12 protein-coding genes are annotated in these 15,145 nt (G+C 40.3%); 11 read left to right on the top strand and 1 reads right to left on the bottom strand.

All coding sequences use genetic code 11. The features are described from left to right. Positions 1-590: 590 nt before the first annotated feature. The 5 genes from AAEZ18_RS14365 (at position 591) to ihfA (ending at position 6,126) form a co-directional block, all read left to right on the top strand. Complete coding sequence (locus AAEZ18_RS14365; protein WP_011328578.1) at positions 591-1,646, top strand: DUF2066 domain-containing protein; 1,056 nt, start codon at positions 591-593, stop codon at positions 1,644-1,646. Then, the gene (gene hda, locus AAEZ18_RS14360) at positions 1,646-2,356 is read left to right on the top strand and encodes a DnaA regulatory inactivator Hda (RefSeq protein ID WP_172459224.1); all 711 of its coding nucleotides are present in this window, start codon (positions 1,646-1,648) and stop codon (positions 2,354-2,356) included. Before AAEZ18_RS14365 ends, hda begins: the two co-directional genes overlap by 1 nt. 84 nt (positions 2,357-2,440) lie before the next feature. Then, entirely contained in the window at positions 2,441-3,421 is a 981-nt protein-coding gene (gene pheS / locus AAEZ18_RS14355) for a phenylalanine--tRNA ligase subunit alpha (protein WP_011328576.1), read from the top strand. 15 nt (positions 3,422-3,436) lie between these two features. After that, positions 3,437-5,824 (top strand): phenylalanine--tRNA ligase subunit beta, encoded by a 2,388-nt coding sequence (gene pheT, locus AAEZ18_RS14350; protein WP_086994471.1) that lies wholly within the window; start codon positions 3,437-3,439, stop codon positions 5,822-5,824. 2 nt (positions 5,825-5,826) lie between these two features. Then, positions 5,827-6,126, top strand: coding sequence for an integration host factor subunit alpha (gene ihfA, locus AAEZ18_RS14345; RefSeq protein ID WP_011328574.1), 300 nt, complete (start codon positions 5,827-5,829; stop codon positions 6,124-6,126). A gap of 66 nt (positions 6,127-6,192) precedes the next feature. Here ihfA and AAEZ18_RS14340 read toward each other — a convergent pair whose 3' ends face one another. Further along, a complete protein-coding gene (locus AAEZ18_RS14340; protein ID WP_089368513.1) occupies positions 6,193-6,993 on the bottom strand; it encodes a DUF2989 domain-containing protein in 801 nt (266 codons plus the stop codon). 200 nt (positions 6,994-7,193) lie between these two features. Between AAEZ18_RS14340 and AAEZ18_RS14335 the strand changes: the two genes are divergently transcribed. The 6 genes from AAEZ18_RS14335 to AAEZ18_RS14310 all read left to right on the top strand — a co-directional run bounded on the left by AAEZ18_RS14335 (position 7,194) and on the right by AAEZ18_RS14310 (position 15,093). After that, positions 7,194-8,636, top strand: a complete 1,443-nt coding sequence (locus AAEZ18_RS14335) for a glyceraldehyde-3-phosphate dehydrogenase (protein WP_011328572.1) — start codon at positions 7,194-7,196, stop codon at positions 8,634-8,636. Between the two features lie 174 nt (positions 8,637-8,810). Beyond that, complete coding sequence (locus AAEZ18_RS14330; protein ID WP_350595059.1) at positions 8,811-9,938, top strand: M14 family metallopeptidase; 1,128 nt, start codon at positions 8,811-8,813, stop codon at positions 9,936-9,938. A 148-nt stretch (positions 9,939-10,086) separates the two neighbouring features. Beyond that, positions 10,087-11,754 (top strand): alanine/glycine:cation symporter family protein, encoded by a 1,668-nt coding sequence (locus AAEZ18_RS14325; protein ID WP_011328570.1) that lies wholly within the window; start codon positions 10,087-10,089, stop codon positions 11,752-11,754. A 58-nt stretch (positions 11,755-11,812) separates the two neighbouring features. Further along, a complete protein-coding gene (locus AAEZ18_RS14320; RefSeq protein ID WP_011328569.1) occupies positions 11,813-12,139 on the top strand; it encodes a hypothetical protein in 327 nt (108 codons plus the stop codon). Position 12,140: 1 nt separating this feature from the next. After that, positions 12,141-12,422 (top strand): YeaC family protein, encoded by a 282-nt coding sequence (locus AAEZ18_RS14315; RefSeq protein WP_011328568.1) that lies wholly within the window; start codon positions 12,141-12,143, stop codon positions 12,420-12,422. Then, on the top strand, positions 12,412-15,093 hold the full coding sequence (locus AAEZ18_RS14310; RefSeq protein ID WP_350551925.1) for a DUF349 domain-containing protein: 2,682 nt from the start codon (positions 12,412-12,414) through the stop codon (positions 15,091-15,093). The genes AAEZ18_RS14315 and AAEZ18_RS14310 overlap by 11 nt, the downstream gene beginning before the upstream one ends. Positions 15,094-15,145: the final 52 nt, after the last annotated feature.

Raw genomic sequence — 15,145 nt, 5'->3', positions numbered from 1 at the left:
GTGCCAGCCTGAGCCCGATATCGACAGCTTGTTACCCTGGAATTTTAAAACATAGGTGTAGTTCGCTAGACGCTCACGAATAATGTACACAAGTCTCCCGCGTAGGTTGGGCGAGCGTAGCGACACCCGACACTCAAATCATAAAAAATCATAAAAACATCACCACTAGCCAATGAATGTGGGGTATTTACACTGTGACTTTCTACCGCTGTGGGCACTACGACATTCTACTGCGTTGTCGCTACGAAGTAGCGCACCGACATTCAAATCATAAAAACATCATCACTAGTCAATGAGTGTGGTGTATTTGCACTGTGACTCTCCACTGCTGTGGGCATTAAGACACTACCAGGCCTAATTAAAGACTCCGATTCTAATTATCGCTTTGTTATTGAGCTCGTTATTTAATATTAAATTACTCATTAACTTTATGCGATTAGTATAAAAACATTAAATTGTTAGACAAAAATAACCCCATCAGCAATCTCTGCTAGCACCTAGCACTTTTTCCTACAAATAAAATATAATTTTGCTTTGTGGGTTGCTTTGATTTAGGATCAAATCAGTTTAAAACTAAGAACAAATAGCCTGTGTATAGATTATTATTAAGTGCCTTATCAATTATATTTTGCTTTACTGCATCAGCGGTTGAAGTAACTGATCTTTATCAAGATATTTTAAAAGTTGATGATAAAACTCGAGACACGCGTTTAGCAGCAAGTCGTAAAGCATTGCTGAATGTTCTAGTGAAAGTCAGCGGTGATGAAAGTGCTGATCAAAACAGCTTAGCGCAACAAAAAACTCAAGATATTTCAGACTACATGCTCAAGTTTGAGTACGACGAGAGTACAACCGGTAACTTAAAACTTGTTGTTAAATTTGAAGCGCGAAAAATTAATGCATTAATTAAAGAGCTCGGTTTACCCTTATGGGGTGTGCAACGACCATTAATTGCAATATGGTTAGGAATTGAAGATAACTGGCGCAGAGAGCTAGTTACTCAAGAAAGCTACCCACAACTAGAACAGTTAATATACGATAAAGCAGGGCGACGTGGTTTACCGGTTGTGGTGCCTTTACTTGATTTACAAGACAGACGTCTAGTAGGTATTCCTGAAGTATGGGGTAACTTTTCAGAGCCAGTAGAAGAGGCCTCTAAGCGTTATAGTGCTGAGCGCAGTATTACAGCCAGAATGTATAAGCAACCAGATAGTGAAAACTGGGTTTTAGATTGGCGATTTACTAACGATGATCTTTTTGAATTAAATAGATTAACGGGTGATAAACAACAAGTTGTTGCGCAAATGATAGATACGTTAGCGAAAGGGCTAGCTAATGAATATGCAATTGATCCAAATGCTTATTACGAGCAAGCAGCGGCAACTTTAACTCTAAAAGGTACGCAAAGCTTTGTTGATATTGAGTTGGCTAAACGCCGGTTATCAAATTTAAGTGTGGTAACTCAGGCTACTATTATACGAAAAACCCCAGATTTAGTTGAGTTCAAACTTAATCATACGGGTAGTGTGGTTGATTTAAAAAAAGCATTAGGGCTTGATGCTGCGTTTAGAGATTATGTTGATCCAAGTGCTTTTTATCATATTGTTGATAAAAACAGTTTAGAGTATCAATGGATTGGTGAGTAATGCTAACTCATGAGCCAATGCAAATGGCATTGCCGGTTACTTTGCCCGATGACGAAACCTTTACCTCGTACTTTGGTGGTGAGGACTCTTTAGAAGTAAGTCATTTAAAAGACAGTTTTTCAAAATTGTCGCAATCTTTTCAATACACTTATTTATGTGGTTTGGGCGATTCAGGGAAATCTCACCTTTTGTACGCTACGTGTATTCAAGCGCAAGAGCGCGGCTTATCAAATATGCTGTTATCTATGCGAGAAGTTATTGATTTTGGCCCTATGGTATTAGAAGGCTTAGAAGCCCTTGATGTTTTATGCATAGATGATGTGCATTTGGTAGCGGGTGATGATGCGTGGGAAAAGGCCTTATTTAATTTTTTTAATCGCTTTAACGAGCCTAAAAAAATGTTAGTGGTGACCGCTGACTTACTCCCCGACATGCTAAATATTAGCTTACCAGACTTAGAATCGCGGCTAAAATGGGGAACTACACTGCAAATTCGCTCAATGAGCGATGACGATAAAGCACAAGCTTTAGTTAAACGCACAAAAATGCGTGGCTTAGAGCTAAGTGACGAATGCGCCCGATTTTTATTAACGCGCTTAAGTCGTGATATGCGTACATTACTCGACGTATTAGACAAATTAGATCATGCATCTATGGCCGCACAACGAAAATTAACAATTCCTTTTATAAAATCAACGTTAAAGCTCTAGTAGGTCTAGAATCTAGGCACTGCTTTCAGTTATCATAAGTTATTACTTAACAGCAATCACCTTCTGTGAAAGATCAGGTATCCAATGAACTTAGAAAATATATTAGCGCAAGCACTTGAGGCGGTAGCCAGTGCCAGTGAAATCGCGCAGTTAGAAGAAATGCGGGTTAATTACCTTGGCAAAAAAGGCGAGATCACCAGCTTACTTAAAACGTTAGGCAAAATTGCCCCTGAAGAGCGTAAAGAAGCGGGCCAAGTTATTAATCAAGCTAAACAAGATGTGCAAGCTGCTATAAACGATAAACGTGAGCTGTTAGCCAGTAAAGCGCTAGAAGAAAAGCTAGCCGCTGAAACTATCGATGTAACATTACCTGGGCGTGTTATGCCTACTGGTGGCCTACATCCGGTTACACGTACCATTGAGCGCATAGAAAGCTTTTTTGGTGAGTTAGGCTTTGCAGTTAAATCGGGTCCTGAAGTTGAAGATGACTTTCATAACTTTGATGCGTTAAATATTCCTGAGCATCATCCAGCCCGTGCTGATCACGACACTTTTTACTTCAACCCTAAGCTGGTATTGCGTACGCAAACGAGTGGCGTACAAATACGTACAATGGAAGTTGAGCAACCGCCGCTGCGTATTATTTCTCCTGGACGTGTATATCGTAACGATTATGACCAAACGCACACGCCTATGTTTCATCAGGTTGAAGGCTTAATGGTCGACACAGATGTGAGCTTTACTGAACTTAAAGGTATTTTACACGACTTCCTGCGTAACTTTTTTGAAGAAGACATGGAAATTCGTTTCCGTCCTTCATTTTTCCCTTTTACAGAACCTTCAGCAGAAGTAGACGTAATGGGTAAAGACGGCAAGTGGCTAGAAGTATTAGGCTGCGGCATGGTACATCCTAACGTTCTTAAGTCTGTGGGCATTGATCCTGAAAAATACACCGGCTTTGCTTTTGGCATGGGTGTAGAGCGCTTAACTATGTTGCGTTATGGCGTAAACGATTTACGTGCATTTTTTGAAAATGACTTAAAATTCCTAAACCAGTTCCGTTAAGAGTGAAACAATAATATGAAATTTAGTGAAAAGTGGTTAAGAGAGTGGGTTAATCCAGCCATTGATACGCAAGCTCTGTCGGAACAGCTTTCTATGGCTGGCCTAGAAGTTGATGGCGTAACACCTGCAGCAGCAAAATTTAATGGTGTATTGGTAGGTGAAGTTGTTGAATGTGGACAACATCCTGATGCAGATAAGCTACGCGTTACCAAAATTAATGTCGGTGGTGATGAACTACTTGATATCGTATGTGGCGCACCGAACTGTCGTTTAGGCATTAAAGTTGCGGTTGCAACTGTTGGCGCAGTGCTTCCTGGTGATTTTAAAATTAAAAAAGCCAAGTTACGTGGCCAACCTTCAAATGGCATGTTGTGTGCCTTTGTTGAACTAGGTATTAGCGAAGAAGGCGATGGCATTATGGAATTGCCAAGCGATGCGCCAGTAGGTACAGATTTACGTGAATACCTAGGCCTTGATGATAATATTATTGATGTTGATTTAACACCAAACCGTGGTGATTGTTTAGGTATAAAAGGCTTAGCGCGCGAAGTGGGCGTACTTAACAGCATTGACGTAAACGTATTACAAATTCCAGCGGTTACAGCAACAATTGACGATAAAGTATCGATTGAATTAGTTAATGAAGATGCATGTCCTCGCTACCTTGGGCGTGTGATCAAAGGCATTAACCTTGATACAGCAACGCCGTTATGGATGGTTGAAAAACTACGTCGCAGCGGTGTGCGTTCAATCGACCCAGTAGTTGATGTTACTAATTATGTATTACTTGAACTTGGCCATCCAATGCATGCATTTGATTTAAATGCGATTGAAGGTGGAATTAAAGTACGTAGTGCAAACGCCGGTGAAGAGCTAGTTTTACTTGACGGTAATAGCGTTAAATTAAACGAATCTACATTAGTGATAGCCGATCATAATAAAGCACTAGCCATTGCGGGTATTTTTGGTGGCGAGCAATCGGGTGTTACAAATAAAACGTCTGATATATTACTTGAAAGCGCATTTTTTAACCCTGTAGCAATAGCTGGGCAAGCACGTAGCTACGGTTTACACACAGATGCATCGCATCGTTATGAGCGTGGTGTTGATTTTGCGCTACAGCATGATGCAATAGAGCGTGCAACAGCGTTACTACTTGAAATAGTAGGCGGTGAAGCAGGCCCAGTGGTTGAAGCCGTTGCCGCAGATAAACTACCTAAAGTGACTGAGGTTCGTTTACGTCGTAGCCGTTTAGACCGTGTTATTGGCCATCATATTGAAGATGAGAAAGTTACTGATATTTTAACTCGCTTAGGTTTTAACGTAAAAGTTGAAAACGACAGCTGGAGTGCAGATGTACCTAGTTACCGTTTTGATGTGCGTATTGAAGAAGATTTAATTGAAGAAGTGGCGCGTGTTTACGGTTACAACAGTATTCCTAATGTTGCACCGACTGCTAAGCTTAAAATGACCACCCATAACGAAGCGACTATCGCACTAAGCAAGTTTCGTAATACGCTAGTAGCCCGTGGTTATCAAGAGGCTATTACGTACAGTTTTGTCGACCCTAAAGCGCAAGCTATTTTGCACCCAGAAAGTCAGCCGCTAGTATTACCGCACCCAATTTCAATTGAAATGTCTGCAATGCGAGTAAGCTTAATGCCTGGCTTATTGGCGTCGTTAGCGTATAACCAAAATCGTCAGCAACCGCGTATTCGTCTATTTGAACACGGCCTTAAATTTTTAAGTGACGAAAATGCCGAAAATGGTGTTAACCAAGTGCCAGTAATTGGCGGTGTAATTACCGGTCTTGCGCATGGCGAACATTGGGTTGAAGAAAAACGCAACGTCGATTTTTACGATGTGAAAGGTGACGTGGAAGCACTACTGGCAATTACCAATGATATGAGCCGCTTTGAAATTAAAGCAGAGCAGTCAGACGGTTTGCATCCTGGTCAATCAGCGGTAATTTATGTTGCTGGTAAAAAGGTCGGTTTTTTTGGTGCATTACACCCTCAAGCGCAAAAGTCGTTAGATATCAATAATGCTACTTTCGTGTTTGAAATTGAAATGTCGGCAATCGAAAAAAGAAATTTACCGCAAGTTGCAGGGGTGTCTAAATTCCCTTCAAATCGCCGCGACATCGCGATTTTAGTGCAAGAGAGCGTAAATATTGGCGATATTTTAACAGCGATAGAAAAAGTTGGCGGAAATCAATTAGTTGACCTAAACTTATTCGATGTGTATAAGGGCAAAGGTATTGAGCCAAATTATAAGAGTTTGGCGATTGCTCTAACACTGCAATCGGTTGATAGAACACTCGAAGAGAAAGATATCAATCTAGTAGTTGATAACGTGGTGGCCACACTGGCCGAACAGTTTAATGCATCGTTGAGGGACTAGATATGGCGCTTACTAAAGCCGACATAGCTGAACACCTATTTGAAAAACTCGGGATCAATAAAAAAGATGCCAAAGATTTAGTTGAAGCGTTTTTTGAAGAAATCCGCTCAGCGCTTGAAAAAGGCGAGCAGATTAAGCTCTCTGGATTTGGTAATTTTGATCTTCGTGATAAAAAAGAAAGACCGGGACGTAATCCGAAAACAGGGGAAGATATTCCTATTTCGGCGCGTCGCGTTGTGACCTTTAGACCTGGGCAAAAACTTAAAACCCGAGTAGAAGTGGGTACAAGTAAAGCAAAGTAATATAAAAAAGGCAGCGTAAGCTGCCTTTTTTATTATTAATGTTTTATTTAACTACGCCTAGGTTACTTAAAACTCCCTAGGTGATACAAACTTACCAGCGCGAATTTGCTGAAAAGTTTGTTGCGCTAATGAATCTAAACTATCAAGATTTTTTCTGCTGCTTGCCAATTGCTGCTCTACAGCAAATATATCAACGTTTTCTATCCCCGACATCTGCGCAACTTTAGAAAAAACATAGGCATGTTTATAATTTTGTTGTTTATAAAACAAACTGACCAAAGAGGTAAACACCTCGGGATCAGGTATTTGCTGTGCTTTATTAAGTTCTAATGTTTTGTAGAGCAAATCAATCGTTTTATCATCATCAAATTTAATATAATACGATGCCAAAAAAAGTTGCATTTCAGCACTTGTTGTCACCCTTTCATCATGCTCCAAAGCTAAAAATTTAGTCAGTGCTCGCTGATCGTTATTACGCGACCAATGATAGTAAAGTAAGCCTGGGTGATTAGTACTTTTAGTATCTTGATATAATCGCGTCATTTCTTTAATACTGGTTAATTTACCTTCTACACGAGAGGTCTTTTTTTCTTTTAATTTTATATGCTCAATTTTAGCTGCAAGCGTAATACACTGATTATATGATTCAAACTCTTTAAGTAGCTGATATTTATTTTCATCAGTTGGGTGCTTATATTCAATATAACGCTGCAAAATAGTGTTAGAACGCTGCTCCCGACAATGATTATCTTTATTTAGATCGTTGCAAAAACCGGGCGTTTCTTTACATACTTGGGCCAAGCTTAGTGGCTTTTCACATCCGGCTAAGGTGAGTACTCCAAGCACTACTATTAGTCTTATAACCATCCTCAACCCTTAAATATATTAATATAATGTTATTCTAACGCAATCATTTAGCCTCTAACAGTAGAGAATAAAGCAAGATTAAATTAGAATAGGGAAGTCACTAGAGTGCGTTGACTTATCAGGGTCGAAATCATTTCAACTTTTGATGGTTAAATGCTCTAGGGCTATCCGTTCAAAAATGTTTAACTTAGGTAAATAAAATGACCTCATCTCACGAGTTAGAATACACAAATAGTTGGCAAGAACGCCAAGGTTACGCAGAAAGCATGCAACCAATCATTGGTAAGCTTTATCGTAGTCGTGGTATCGAAATTGCTGTTTATGGCCGCCCACTTGTAAATGCAAGCCCAATTGAAATTATCAAATCTCACAAATCAGTTGCGCAGTTTGAAGGTACAAAATTACGTTTACGTGAAAGCTTCCCATTTTTAGAAGCGATTAGCAAAATGGATTTAAACTCTGCACGTATCGATATTGGTAAGCTTGCTTACAGCTATTTGTATAATGATGCTGCAAACGGTCGTTCTGTTGAAGAGTTTGTAAAAGATGAGCTCGCTGAAATTGCTGATTTACCAGCTAAAGAATCACGCGATGTGGTGCTTTATGGCTTTGGTCGAATTGGCCGTTTACTTGCACGCCTACTAATTGAAAAATCAGGTCCTTATGCTGACTTACGCCTACGCGCAATTGTTGTACGTGGTGGTAAAGATGGCGACCTTGAAAAACGTGCCAGTTTATTACGTCGTGATTCAATTCACGGTCCATTTAATGGATCTATCACTGTTGATAAAGAACGTAATGCAATTAAAGCTAATGGTAGCTACATCCAGGTTATTTACGCTAACTCTCCTAGCGAAATAGATTACACAGCCTACGGCATCGACAATGCACTTATTGTTGATAACACAGGTATTTGGAAAGATGAAGCAGGCCTTGGTCAGCATTTAGAATGTAAAGGCGCTGCTAAAGTACTATTAACGGCTCCTGCTAAAGGTAATATCAAAAACATCGTATATGGTGTAAATAACAAAGATATTTTACCTGAAGACAAAATTGTATGTGCAGCAAGCTGTACAACTAATGCCATTACACCAACACTTAAAGCATTAAACGATAAGTTTGGCATTAAAAATGGTCACGTAGAAACGGTTCACTCGTATACTAATGACCAAAACTTAATTGATAACTACCACAAAGCAGACCGCCGTGGCCGTGCTGCTGCACTTAACATGGTAATCACTGAAACAGGCGCTGCAAAAGCGGTTTCAAAAGCACTACCAGAGCTTGAGGGCAAACTAACGGGTAACGCAATTCGCGTACCTACACCTAACGTGTCGCTGGCTATTTTGAACCTAAACTTAGAAAAGAGCACCTCGGTAGAAGAGCTAAATGCATTTTTACGCGATACCGCACTTCACTCAGACCTGCGCGACCAAATTGATTACACCGCTTCTACTGAAATCGTATCTACCGATTTAGTAGGTAGTCGTTACGCTGGTGTGGTTGACTCGCAAGCAACTATTGTTGATGACAACCGTATTGTACTTTACGTTTGGTACGATAATGAATTTGGTTACAGCTGCCAAGTGGTACGTTGTATGCGCGATATGGCCGAAGTGGCATTCCCAAGCTTACCTCACTAATTTATTAGTCGTTATACAAAAGCCAGCATTTGCTGGCTTTTTTGATTATCAATATTTTTAAAGCGCAGCGCTTATGGTACGCTTTATACATTAGATACGGCTAATCGCAGCGTACTTACATCCTGGCTATTTATGCAGTCCAGAGACACTTAGTCAACTTATAGGTTTTTTGTCATGAAAATCAGTAGCAATTTCGATAGTGGTAATATTAAGGTTATTGAAGCCACCGATCCATTAAATATCCAGTTAGAGATTAATAACGATTTCCAGTCTGAATTTTATCAGTGGTTTCATTTTCGCCTAGAAACAACCCCTTACCAATTACATAAGCTAAATATAAACAAGCTCGAAAATTCAGCTTATCCAGATGGCTGGGTAGATTATAAGGCGGTTGCATCGTATGACCGTCAAACGTGGTTTCGTGTACCTTCAAGCTACGAAAATGGCACATTAAGCTTTGAAATAGAGCCAGAGTGCGGCAGTGTTTATTTTGCTTATTTTGCACCATATAGCTATGAGCGTCATTTAGATTTACTTACGTGGGCGCAAAGCCAGCAAATTTGCCAATTAGAAACATTGGGCGAAACCCTTGATGGCCGCGACATGAGCGTACTTAAAATTGGTGAGCCAAGTGCAGATAAGAAAAACATTTGGATCACAGCTCGCCAGCATCCGGGTGAAACAATGGCGCAGTGGTTTGTAGAGGGAATACTTCACAAACTACTTGATGACGAAGACCCGCATGCTGCTGCATTACTATCAAAAGCAGTATTTTATATTGTGCCAAACATGAACCCAGATGGTAGTGCTCGTGGGCACTTACGTACTAACGCTAAAGGCGTTAACTTAAACCGTGAATGGCAAACGCCGAGCATGGAAAATAGCCCAGAAGTTTATTTAGTGCTTAATAAAATGCGTGAAACAGGCCTAGATATGCACCTTGATATTCATGGTGATGAAGCAATCCCGTATAACTTTGTAGCCGGCAGTGAAGGCATTCCAAGTTATGATGCGCGCTTAAAAGATCTAGAAGATAGCTTTAAAGCTGCTTTGTTAACCATTACTCCTGAGTTTCAAGACGAGCATGGCTACCCTAAAGACGAGCCAGGCCAAGCTAACCTTACAGTAGGTTCATCTGCAACAGCAGAAGAATTTAAGGCGCTTACCTATACAGTCGAAATGCCATTTAAAGATAATAACGACTTACCCGACCCAGATTACGGTTGGTCAGATCGTCGTTCATATCAATTTGGCCAAGATACTTTGGCGGCTATCGTAAATGTCGTTGATAAATTAAGATAAATTAGTATAAGGTAAGGGCAACATTAAAATGTTGCCCTTTTTTGTTACAACACTTACAAAAATAACAAGTGCGCAACGGCACAATAAACTGTGGCTTAACGAATGTTTAGTCAGCAATTTCAAAATAAAATAATAAGAGGAATTTAGCGTGGATGCATTCGGACAACTTTTAGATAGCCTAGATGGCATGTTAGGAGGAGCAGTATGGTTTCCTTATGTGTTATTAGGGGTTGGTTTATTTTTTACTATTTATTTAAAATTTCCCCAAATACGGTATTTTAAACATGCTTGCCAAGTTGTTTCGGGTAAGTTTGATAAAAAAGATACAGAAGGGGATACCACTCACTTTCAAGCACTTGCTACAGCACTATCGGGCACAGTAGGCACAGGTAATATTGGTGGCGTAGCACTGGCTATATCAATTGGTGGGCCTGCGGCGTTGTTTTGGATGTGGATGACCGCATTTTTTGGTATGACTACCAAGTTTGTAGAAGTTACCTTGTCGCATAAATACCGTGAAAAAACTGAAGATGGCACTATGTCTGGCGGCCCAATGTATTACATGGATAAACGCCTTAACATGAAATGGCTGGCCATTTTATTTGCCGTAGCCACTGTAATTAGCTCGTTTGGTACAGGCAGCCTGCCACAAATTAATAATATTGCACAAGGTATGGAAGCCACCTTTGGTTTTGCGCCTATGGCCACAGGTGCAGTGTTATCTATTTTACTTGCCTTGGTTATATTAGGCGGCATTAAGCGTATTGCAGCAATTACATCACGCGTAGTACCGTTAATGGCGGCTATTTATATTATTGGTGCTCTGGCTGTTATTTTTTATAACGCTGAAAACATCGGTCCTTCATTTTCTGCTGTATTTATGGACGCATTTTCTGGCTCTGCTGCCGCAGGTGGCTTCTTGGGGGCGTCATTTGCTTATGCGTTTAACCGGGGTGTAAACCGTGGTTTATTCTCTAACGAAGCGGGTCAAGGTTCTGCGCCTATAGCGCATGCTTCGGCAAAAGCTGATGAGCCAGTATCAGAGGGTATAGTATCTATCCTAGAACCTTTTATCGATACCATTATTATTTGTACGCTTACGGGGTTGGTTATTTTATCCTCGGGGGTGTGGAATGAAAAATTTCAAACTCATTTTGAGCGCTCGGCTATGAGTATTATTAAAGGCGATTACACAGAAGAAAACCAAACACAGCGCGAAGACCTCTATAAATATCTTAATGGTCAAAAAAGTAATATAGAGACGTTTACCGGCAATATTGAAGTGGTTAATGGTGAGGCATTGAGTACAGGTTTTACGGTACTACATTCACGCTCAATTGCAGAGGATGTACGCTTTGGTATTACTGAAAAGCACAAATACACAGGTGTTGTAGAAGTAATAGATGGCATGCCAACAGATGACAGCATTAGTTTAGTGGGCAAATCATTGGTACATTCAGCAGAGCTAACTACCAAGGCTTTTAAACGAGGTTACTTTGGCGATAGTGGCCAGTACATTGTATCAATAGGCTTATTGCTGTTTGCGTTCTCTACTGCCATTGCTTGGTCGTACTATGGAGATCGCGCAATGATTTACTTATTAGGGCATCGCTCAGTAATGCCGTATCGCGTATTTTATGTGGCTGCATTCTTTTGGGCATCGTTCGCCGATACCACCTTGGTATGGAAGTTAGCGGCAGTGGCTATTGTTGTTATGACGCTACCTAACTTAATTGGCATTATGTTATTGCGTAAAGAGATGAAAGAATCGGTAGATGACTACTGGGTCAAATTCAAAAAAGACAACGAGAAATAAAACAAGTACAATAAAGGCGCCGCAAGGCGCTTTTTTTATGCGTAGTATGGAGAGATGTATGGCGATTATCCGTTGCCCTAAATGTGCCAAATCAATATCAGATAAACACGCGCAATGTCCGCATTGCGAAAGTAACGTTGCCGACTTAAATAATGAGCAAGTTCAACAGCTTCAACGTGAGCAGCGAATTAAAAAACAGCAAATGTTTATAACTCACTCATTTTTAGCACTTATCCTATTTTTAGGCGGTTTTTTCTGTTTGTACTTCTTACAACCGCAAGAAAAAACACCTCAGTGGTATGCTTACACCATCGCTATTGGCGTGGGGTGTATTTGGTACCTTATTAATCGTATTATTTTAGTGACTCTAAAAAAGAAAAAATGACATGAATATCGACAATCTTGTACAAAATATTACCCCAGAATTATTTGAACGTTTGCAATACGGAGCAGCAACTGGCAAATGGCCAGACGGCACTCCTTTATCAGATGAACAAAAACAGCAAACAGTGCAGTTAGTTATGTTGTATCAAGCAAAAGTTGCTCAATCGAATGAGCAATTTACTATTGGTGCAAATGGCGAAATGGTGCAAAAAACAAAAGCACAACTGCAAAAAGAATTTAACTCAGATAACGAAATAGCTAGGTTTAGTGAACATGATCTTTAAACACCTTTTTACGCCAAAATGGAAACACCCAAAGCTGCAAGTACGTCTAGACGCAATCGAAAAATTAGATGTACAACGCGACGCAATAATTTTAAGCACTTTAGCGCTGGAAGATAGCTCAGCAGAAATTCGTCGTAAGGCACTGCAAAAAGTAAACGACTTGCCACTGTGGTGGAAAGCCTATAAACAAGATCAAGCATTAAAAGATATTGCTGAACAACAAATATCTACCGCTGTTTTAAGTAGCGAAAGTACACTGTCGCCGCAAATTAAAAGTGAATATATAGAGCGTTTTGCACCAGTAAAAACCCTTGAAAAACTTGCCTTTGCAGAAAAAGAGCTGCAAGTGCGGGTTAAGTTACTAAAGCGCCTAGGAAACCCTAAACTAATAGAAAAAGCCTTTAAAGAGGGCAGCGAAGAGTTACAAGCGCAACTAGTTGAGCTGGTTATTACCCACCAGTTAACTAAACCATTATTAAAGCATGCACAAAACAGTGCTAAAACAGCGCTTAACACGCATTTAGAAAACGAGCGTTTAGCAATTGAAATGCCAGCGCAAGTTGAGGGGGAAACCCGTGTTATTTTAGCTAAGCTAAATGCGCTGCGCGATAAGAATGATTTTGCATTAGTCAACCCAAAAGCCGGTGAGTTAATGGCGCAATGGCAAGCCTTAGAGCTTAAATGGCTTAGCACTGAGCAAGTAAAACTGCTAAACGAAAAGTACAGCACAATTACCGAAAAGCTAAATGCCCATATTGCACAGCTTCGCAGTGAGCACGAAAAAGAGCAGCAATTACTTGCACTACAACAGCGTCAACTGTTGGCATTAGCAACGCTTGAAGCTTTAAGTGAAGAAATTGAAAATGCATTACAACTTGGCCTAGAAACGCCAGAGCAAATTCAGCAAGATTGGCTTGATGCAAAAGTAGCGCAGGCTCAACAAGCAATAAATGAAACAGAGTTAGCCAATAACCCGCAATCAAAGCAGGTTATTAATAATTTAGAAAAGTCATTTACTCAAGTAGCTAAATTACCTGAGCTAACGTCTGCTATTAAAGATTATAAGCTGGCATTTGCTGCACTGTGTGAAATAAAACCAGCAGCCGATTTAGCCCAATACGACGAAACCCTAGCTGCATTTAATAGTGGTTTTAAAGCAGCGCGTAATCATCTAAATATATTAGATAGTGCATTGCAAGGTACGTTTAAAACACAACTTAATGCGCATAAAAAGCAATTTTTAGTGCCAATGAACGAGTTGATAAAACCGCTTGAAAAAAATCAAAGCCAAGCTAAACGCAAAGCCCGTGATGTAAAGCGCCTAATAGAAGAAGGTCGTTTTAACGTTGCATTTGGTGTGTTTAAAGGCTTTGAAGAGTTATTTAATACCTTAACTGAGCAGTATCAGCAACCACTTGTAAGCTTAAAAACCGATTTAGAAGCGCAGCTAGCTGACGCCAAAGATTGGCAAAAATATGCTGCAGCACCAAAGCGCGAAGCATTACTTGAAGAAGTTAGCACGCTCGCTTTAGAGGAGTGCGTAGATCCCCAGCAACGGGCTGATCAAGTTAAAGTGTTGCGTAAACGTTGGAATGAGCTTGGCCGCTTAGATACAGACGAAGAAAAGCAACAAGGTGAGCAATTTGATCAAAAAATCGAATTATTGTTTGCACCTTGCCGTAACTATTTTGCAGAGCAAGAAGTACAACGTGAAGCGTCAAAAGCGCAGCGCGAAAGTATTATTGCTGACATGCATGCACTGCACTTACTCGCAACTGACGAGCAGGGTTTTGATTGGAAGCAGTTTGAAAGCCAATACAATCGTTTAAACAAAGCATGGCGTAGTGTGGGTAAAGTTGACCCTAAAACGTACCGTGTATTAAACGATCGTTATAAAAACGAGCAGCAGCGTGTGCTAGCGGCGTTAAATGCGTTTCATAAAGGCAATGCGGTACTTAAAAATGCATTAGTAGAGCAAGCGCAGCAATTATCACAAAGTGATGACCTAGCAGCAGCATGCCAAGAGCTAAAACAATTACAGCAGCAGTGGCAAGCAATTGGCTTTGCCGGCTTAAAAGCTGAAAATGCCTTATGGCAAAAATTTCGTCAATTTAACGACGAAACTTTTACTAAACGCAGTAGCGAGTTTGAACAGCAAAAGTTAGATCAAAGCGAAAACGACAAGCAAGTAGTCGCTGAGCTTAACGAACTTGAATTGGCGCTGGGTCAAATTAACGAAAAAGCGCAATTACACGACTTAGAAACTAAAGTTAAAGGGTATACCCAGTTTAAGTCACTATCGCCAAAAGTAACGTCGTTACTTAGCGCCATAGAAGAGAAGCTTGCAGGGCTAACGAGCAAAGCCGAACAAGCTAATTTAGTGGCCTTATTTAACGCTCTTGAAAATAATGAAGCGATACCGAGCCAGTACCAAGCTGCACTTAAAACATCACTTAGTAGCGCACAGTTACTTACTAGAATGGAAATTTTAGCTAATGTAAGTAGTAATGATGCAATGCAAAGAATGGCAGAGCAAGTTGCCATGTTAGATGATAAGCATCGTGGCGAACATGCAGATATAAGCTATTATTTAAAGCAGTTGTTAGCGCTCAGTGAAGGTTCAGTTGATGCTGACACACTAGCACGGCTAAAGGCTGTTTTTACAGCTTAGTGTAGTTACACCTAATAGAGTATTACTCTTTTAAAAGCCGCTCGTAAGCGGC

This window comes from Pseudoalteromonas sp. 19-MNA-CIBAN-0066 (genome assembly GCF_040308705.1).
GTDB classification, from domain to species: domain Bacteria; phylum Pseudomonadota; class Gammaproteobacteria; order Enterobacterales; family Alteromonadaceae; genus Pseudoalteromonas; species Pseudoalteromonas nigrifaciens.
This window is presented reverse-complemented; position numbering and strand designations above follow the sequence as displayed.

Excerpts from the sequence above, each read along its gene's own strand:
- hda (WP_172459224.1), top strand. The coding sequence starts at position 1,646 with ATGCTAACTCATGAGCCAATGCAAATGGCATTGCCGGTTACTTTGCCC.
- pheS (WP_011328576.1), top strand. The coding sequence starts at position 2,441 with ATGAACTTAGAAAATATATTAGCGCAAGCACTTGAGGCGGTAGCCAGT.
- pheT (WP_086994471.1), top strand. The coding sequence starts at position 3,437 with ATGAAATTTAGTGAAAAGTGGTTAAGAGAGTGGGTTAATCCAGCCATT.
- ihfA (WP_011328574.1), top strand. The coding sequence starts at position 5,827 with ATGGCGCTTACTAAAGCCGACATAGCTGAACACCTATTTGAAAAACTC.
- AAEZ18_RS14340 (WP_089368513.1), bottom strand. The coding sequence starts at position 6,993 with ATGGTTATAAGACTAATAGTAGTGCTTGGAGTACTCACCTTAGCCGGA.
- AAEZ18_RS14335 (WP_011328572.1), top strand. The coding sequence starts at position 7,194 with ATGACCTCATCTCACGAGTTAGAATACACAAATAGTTGGCAAGAACGC.
- AAEZ18_RS14330 (WP_350595059.1), top strand. The coding sequence starts at position 8,811 with ATGAAAATCAGTAGCAATTTCGATAGTGGTAATATTAAGGTTATTGAA.
- AAEZ18_RS14320 (WP_011328569.1), top strand. The coding sequence starts at position 11,813 with ATGGCGATTATCCGTTGCCCTAAATGTGCCAAATCAATATCAGATAAA.
- AAEZ18_RS14315 (WP_011328568.1), top strand. The coding sequence starts at position 12,141 with ATGAATATCGACAATCTTGTACAAAATATTACCCCAGAATTATTTGAA.
- AAEZ18_RS14310 (WP_350551925.1), top strand. The coding sequence starts at position 12,412 with ATGATCTTTAAACACCTTTTTACGCCAAAATGGAAACACCCAAAGCTG.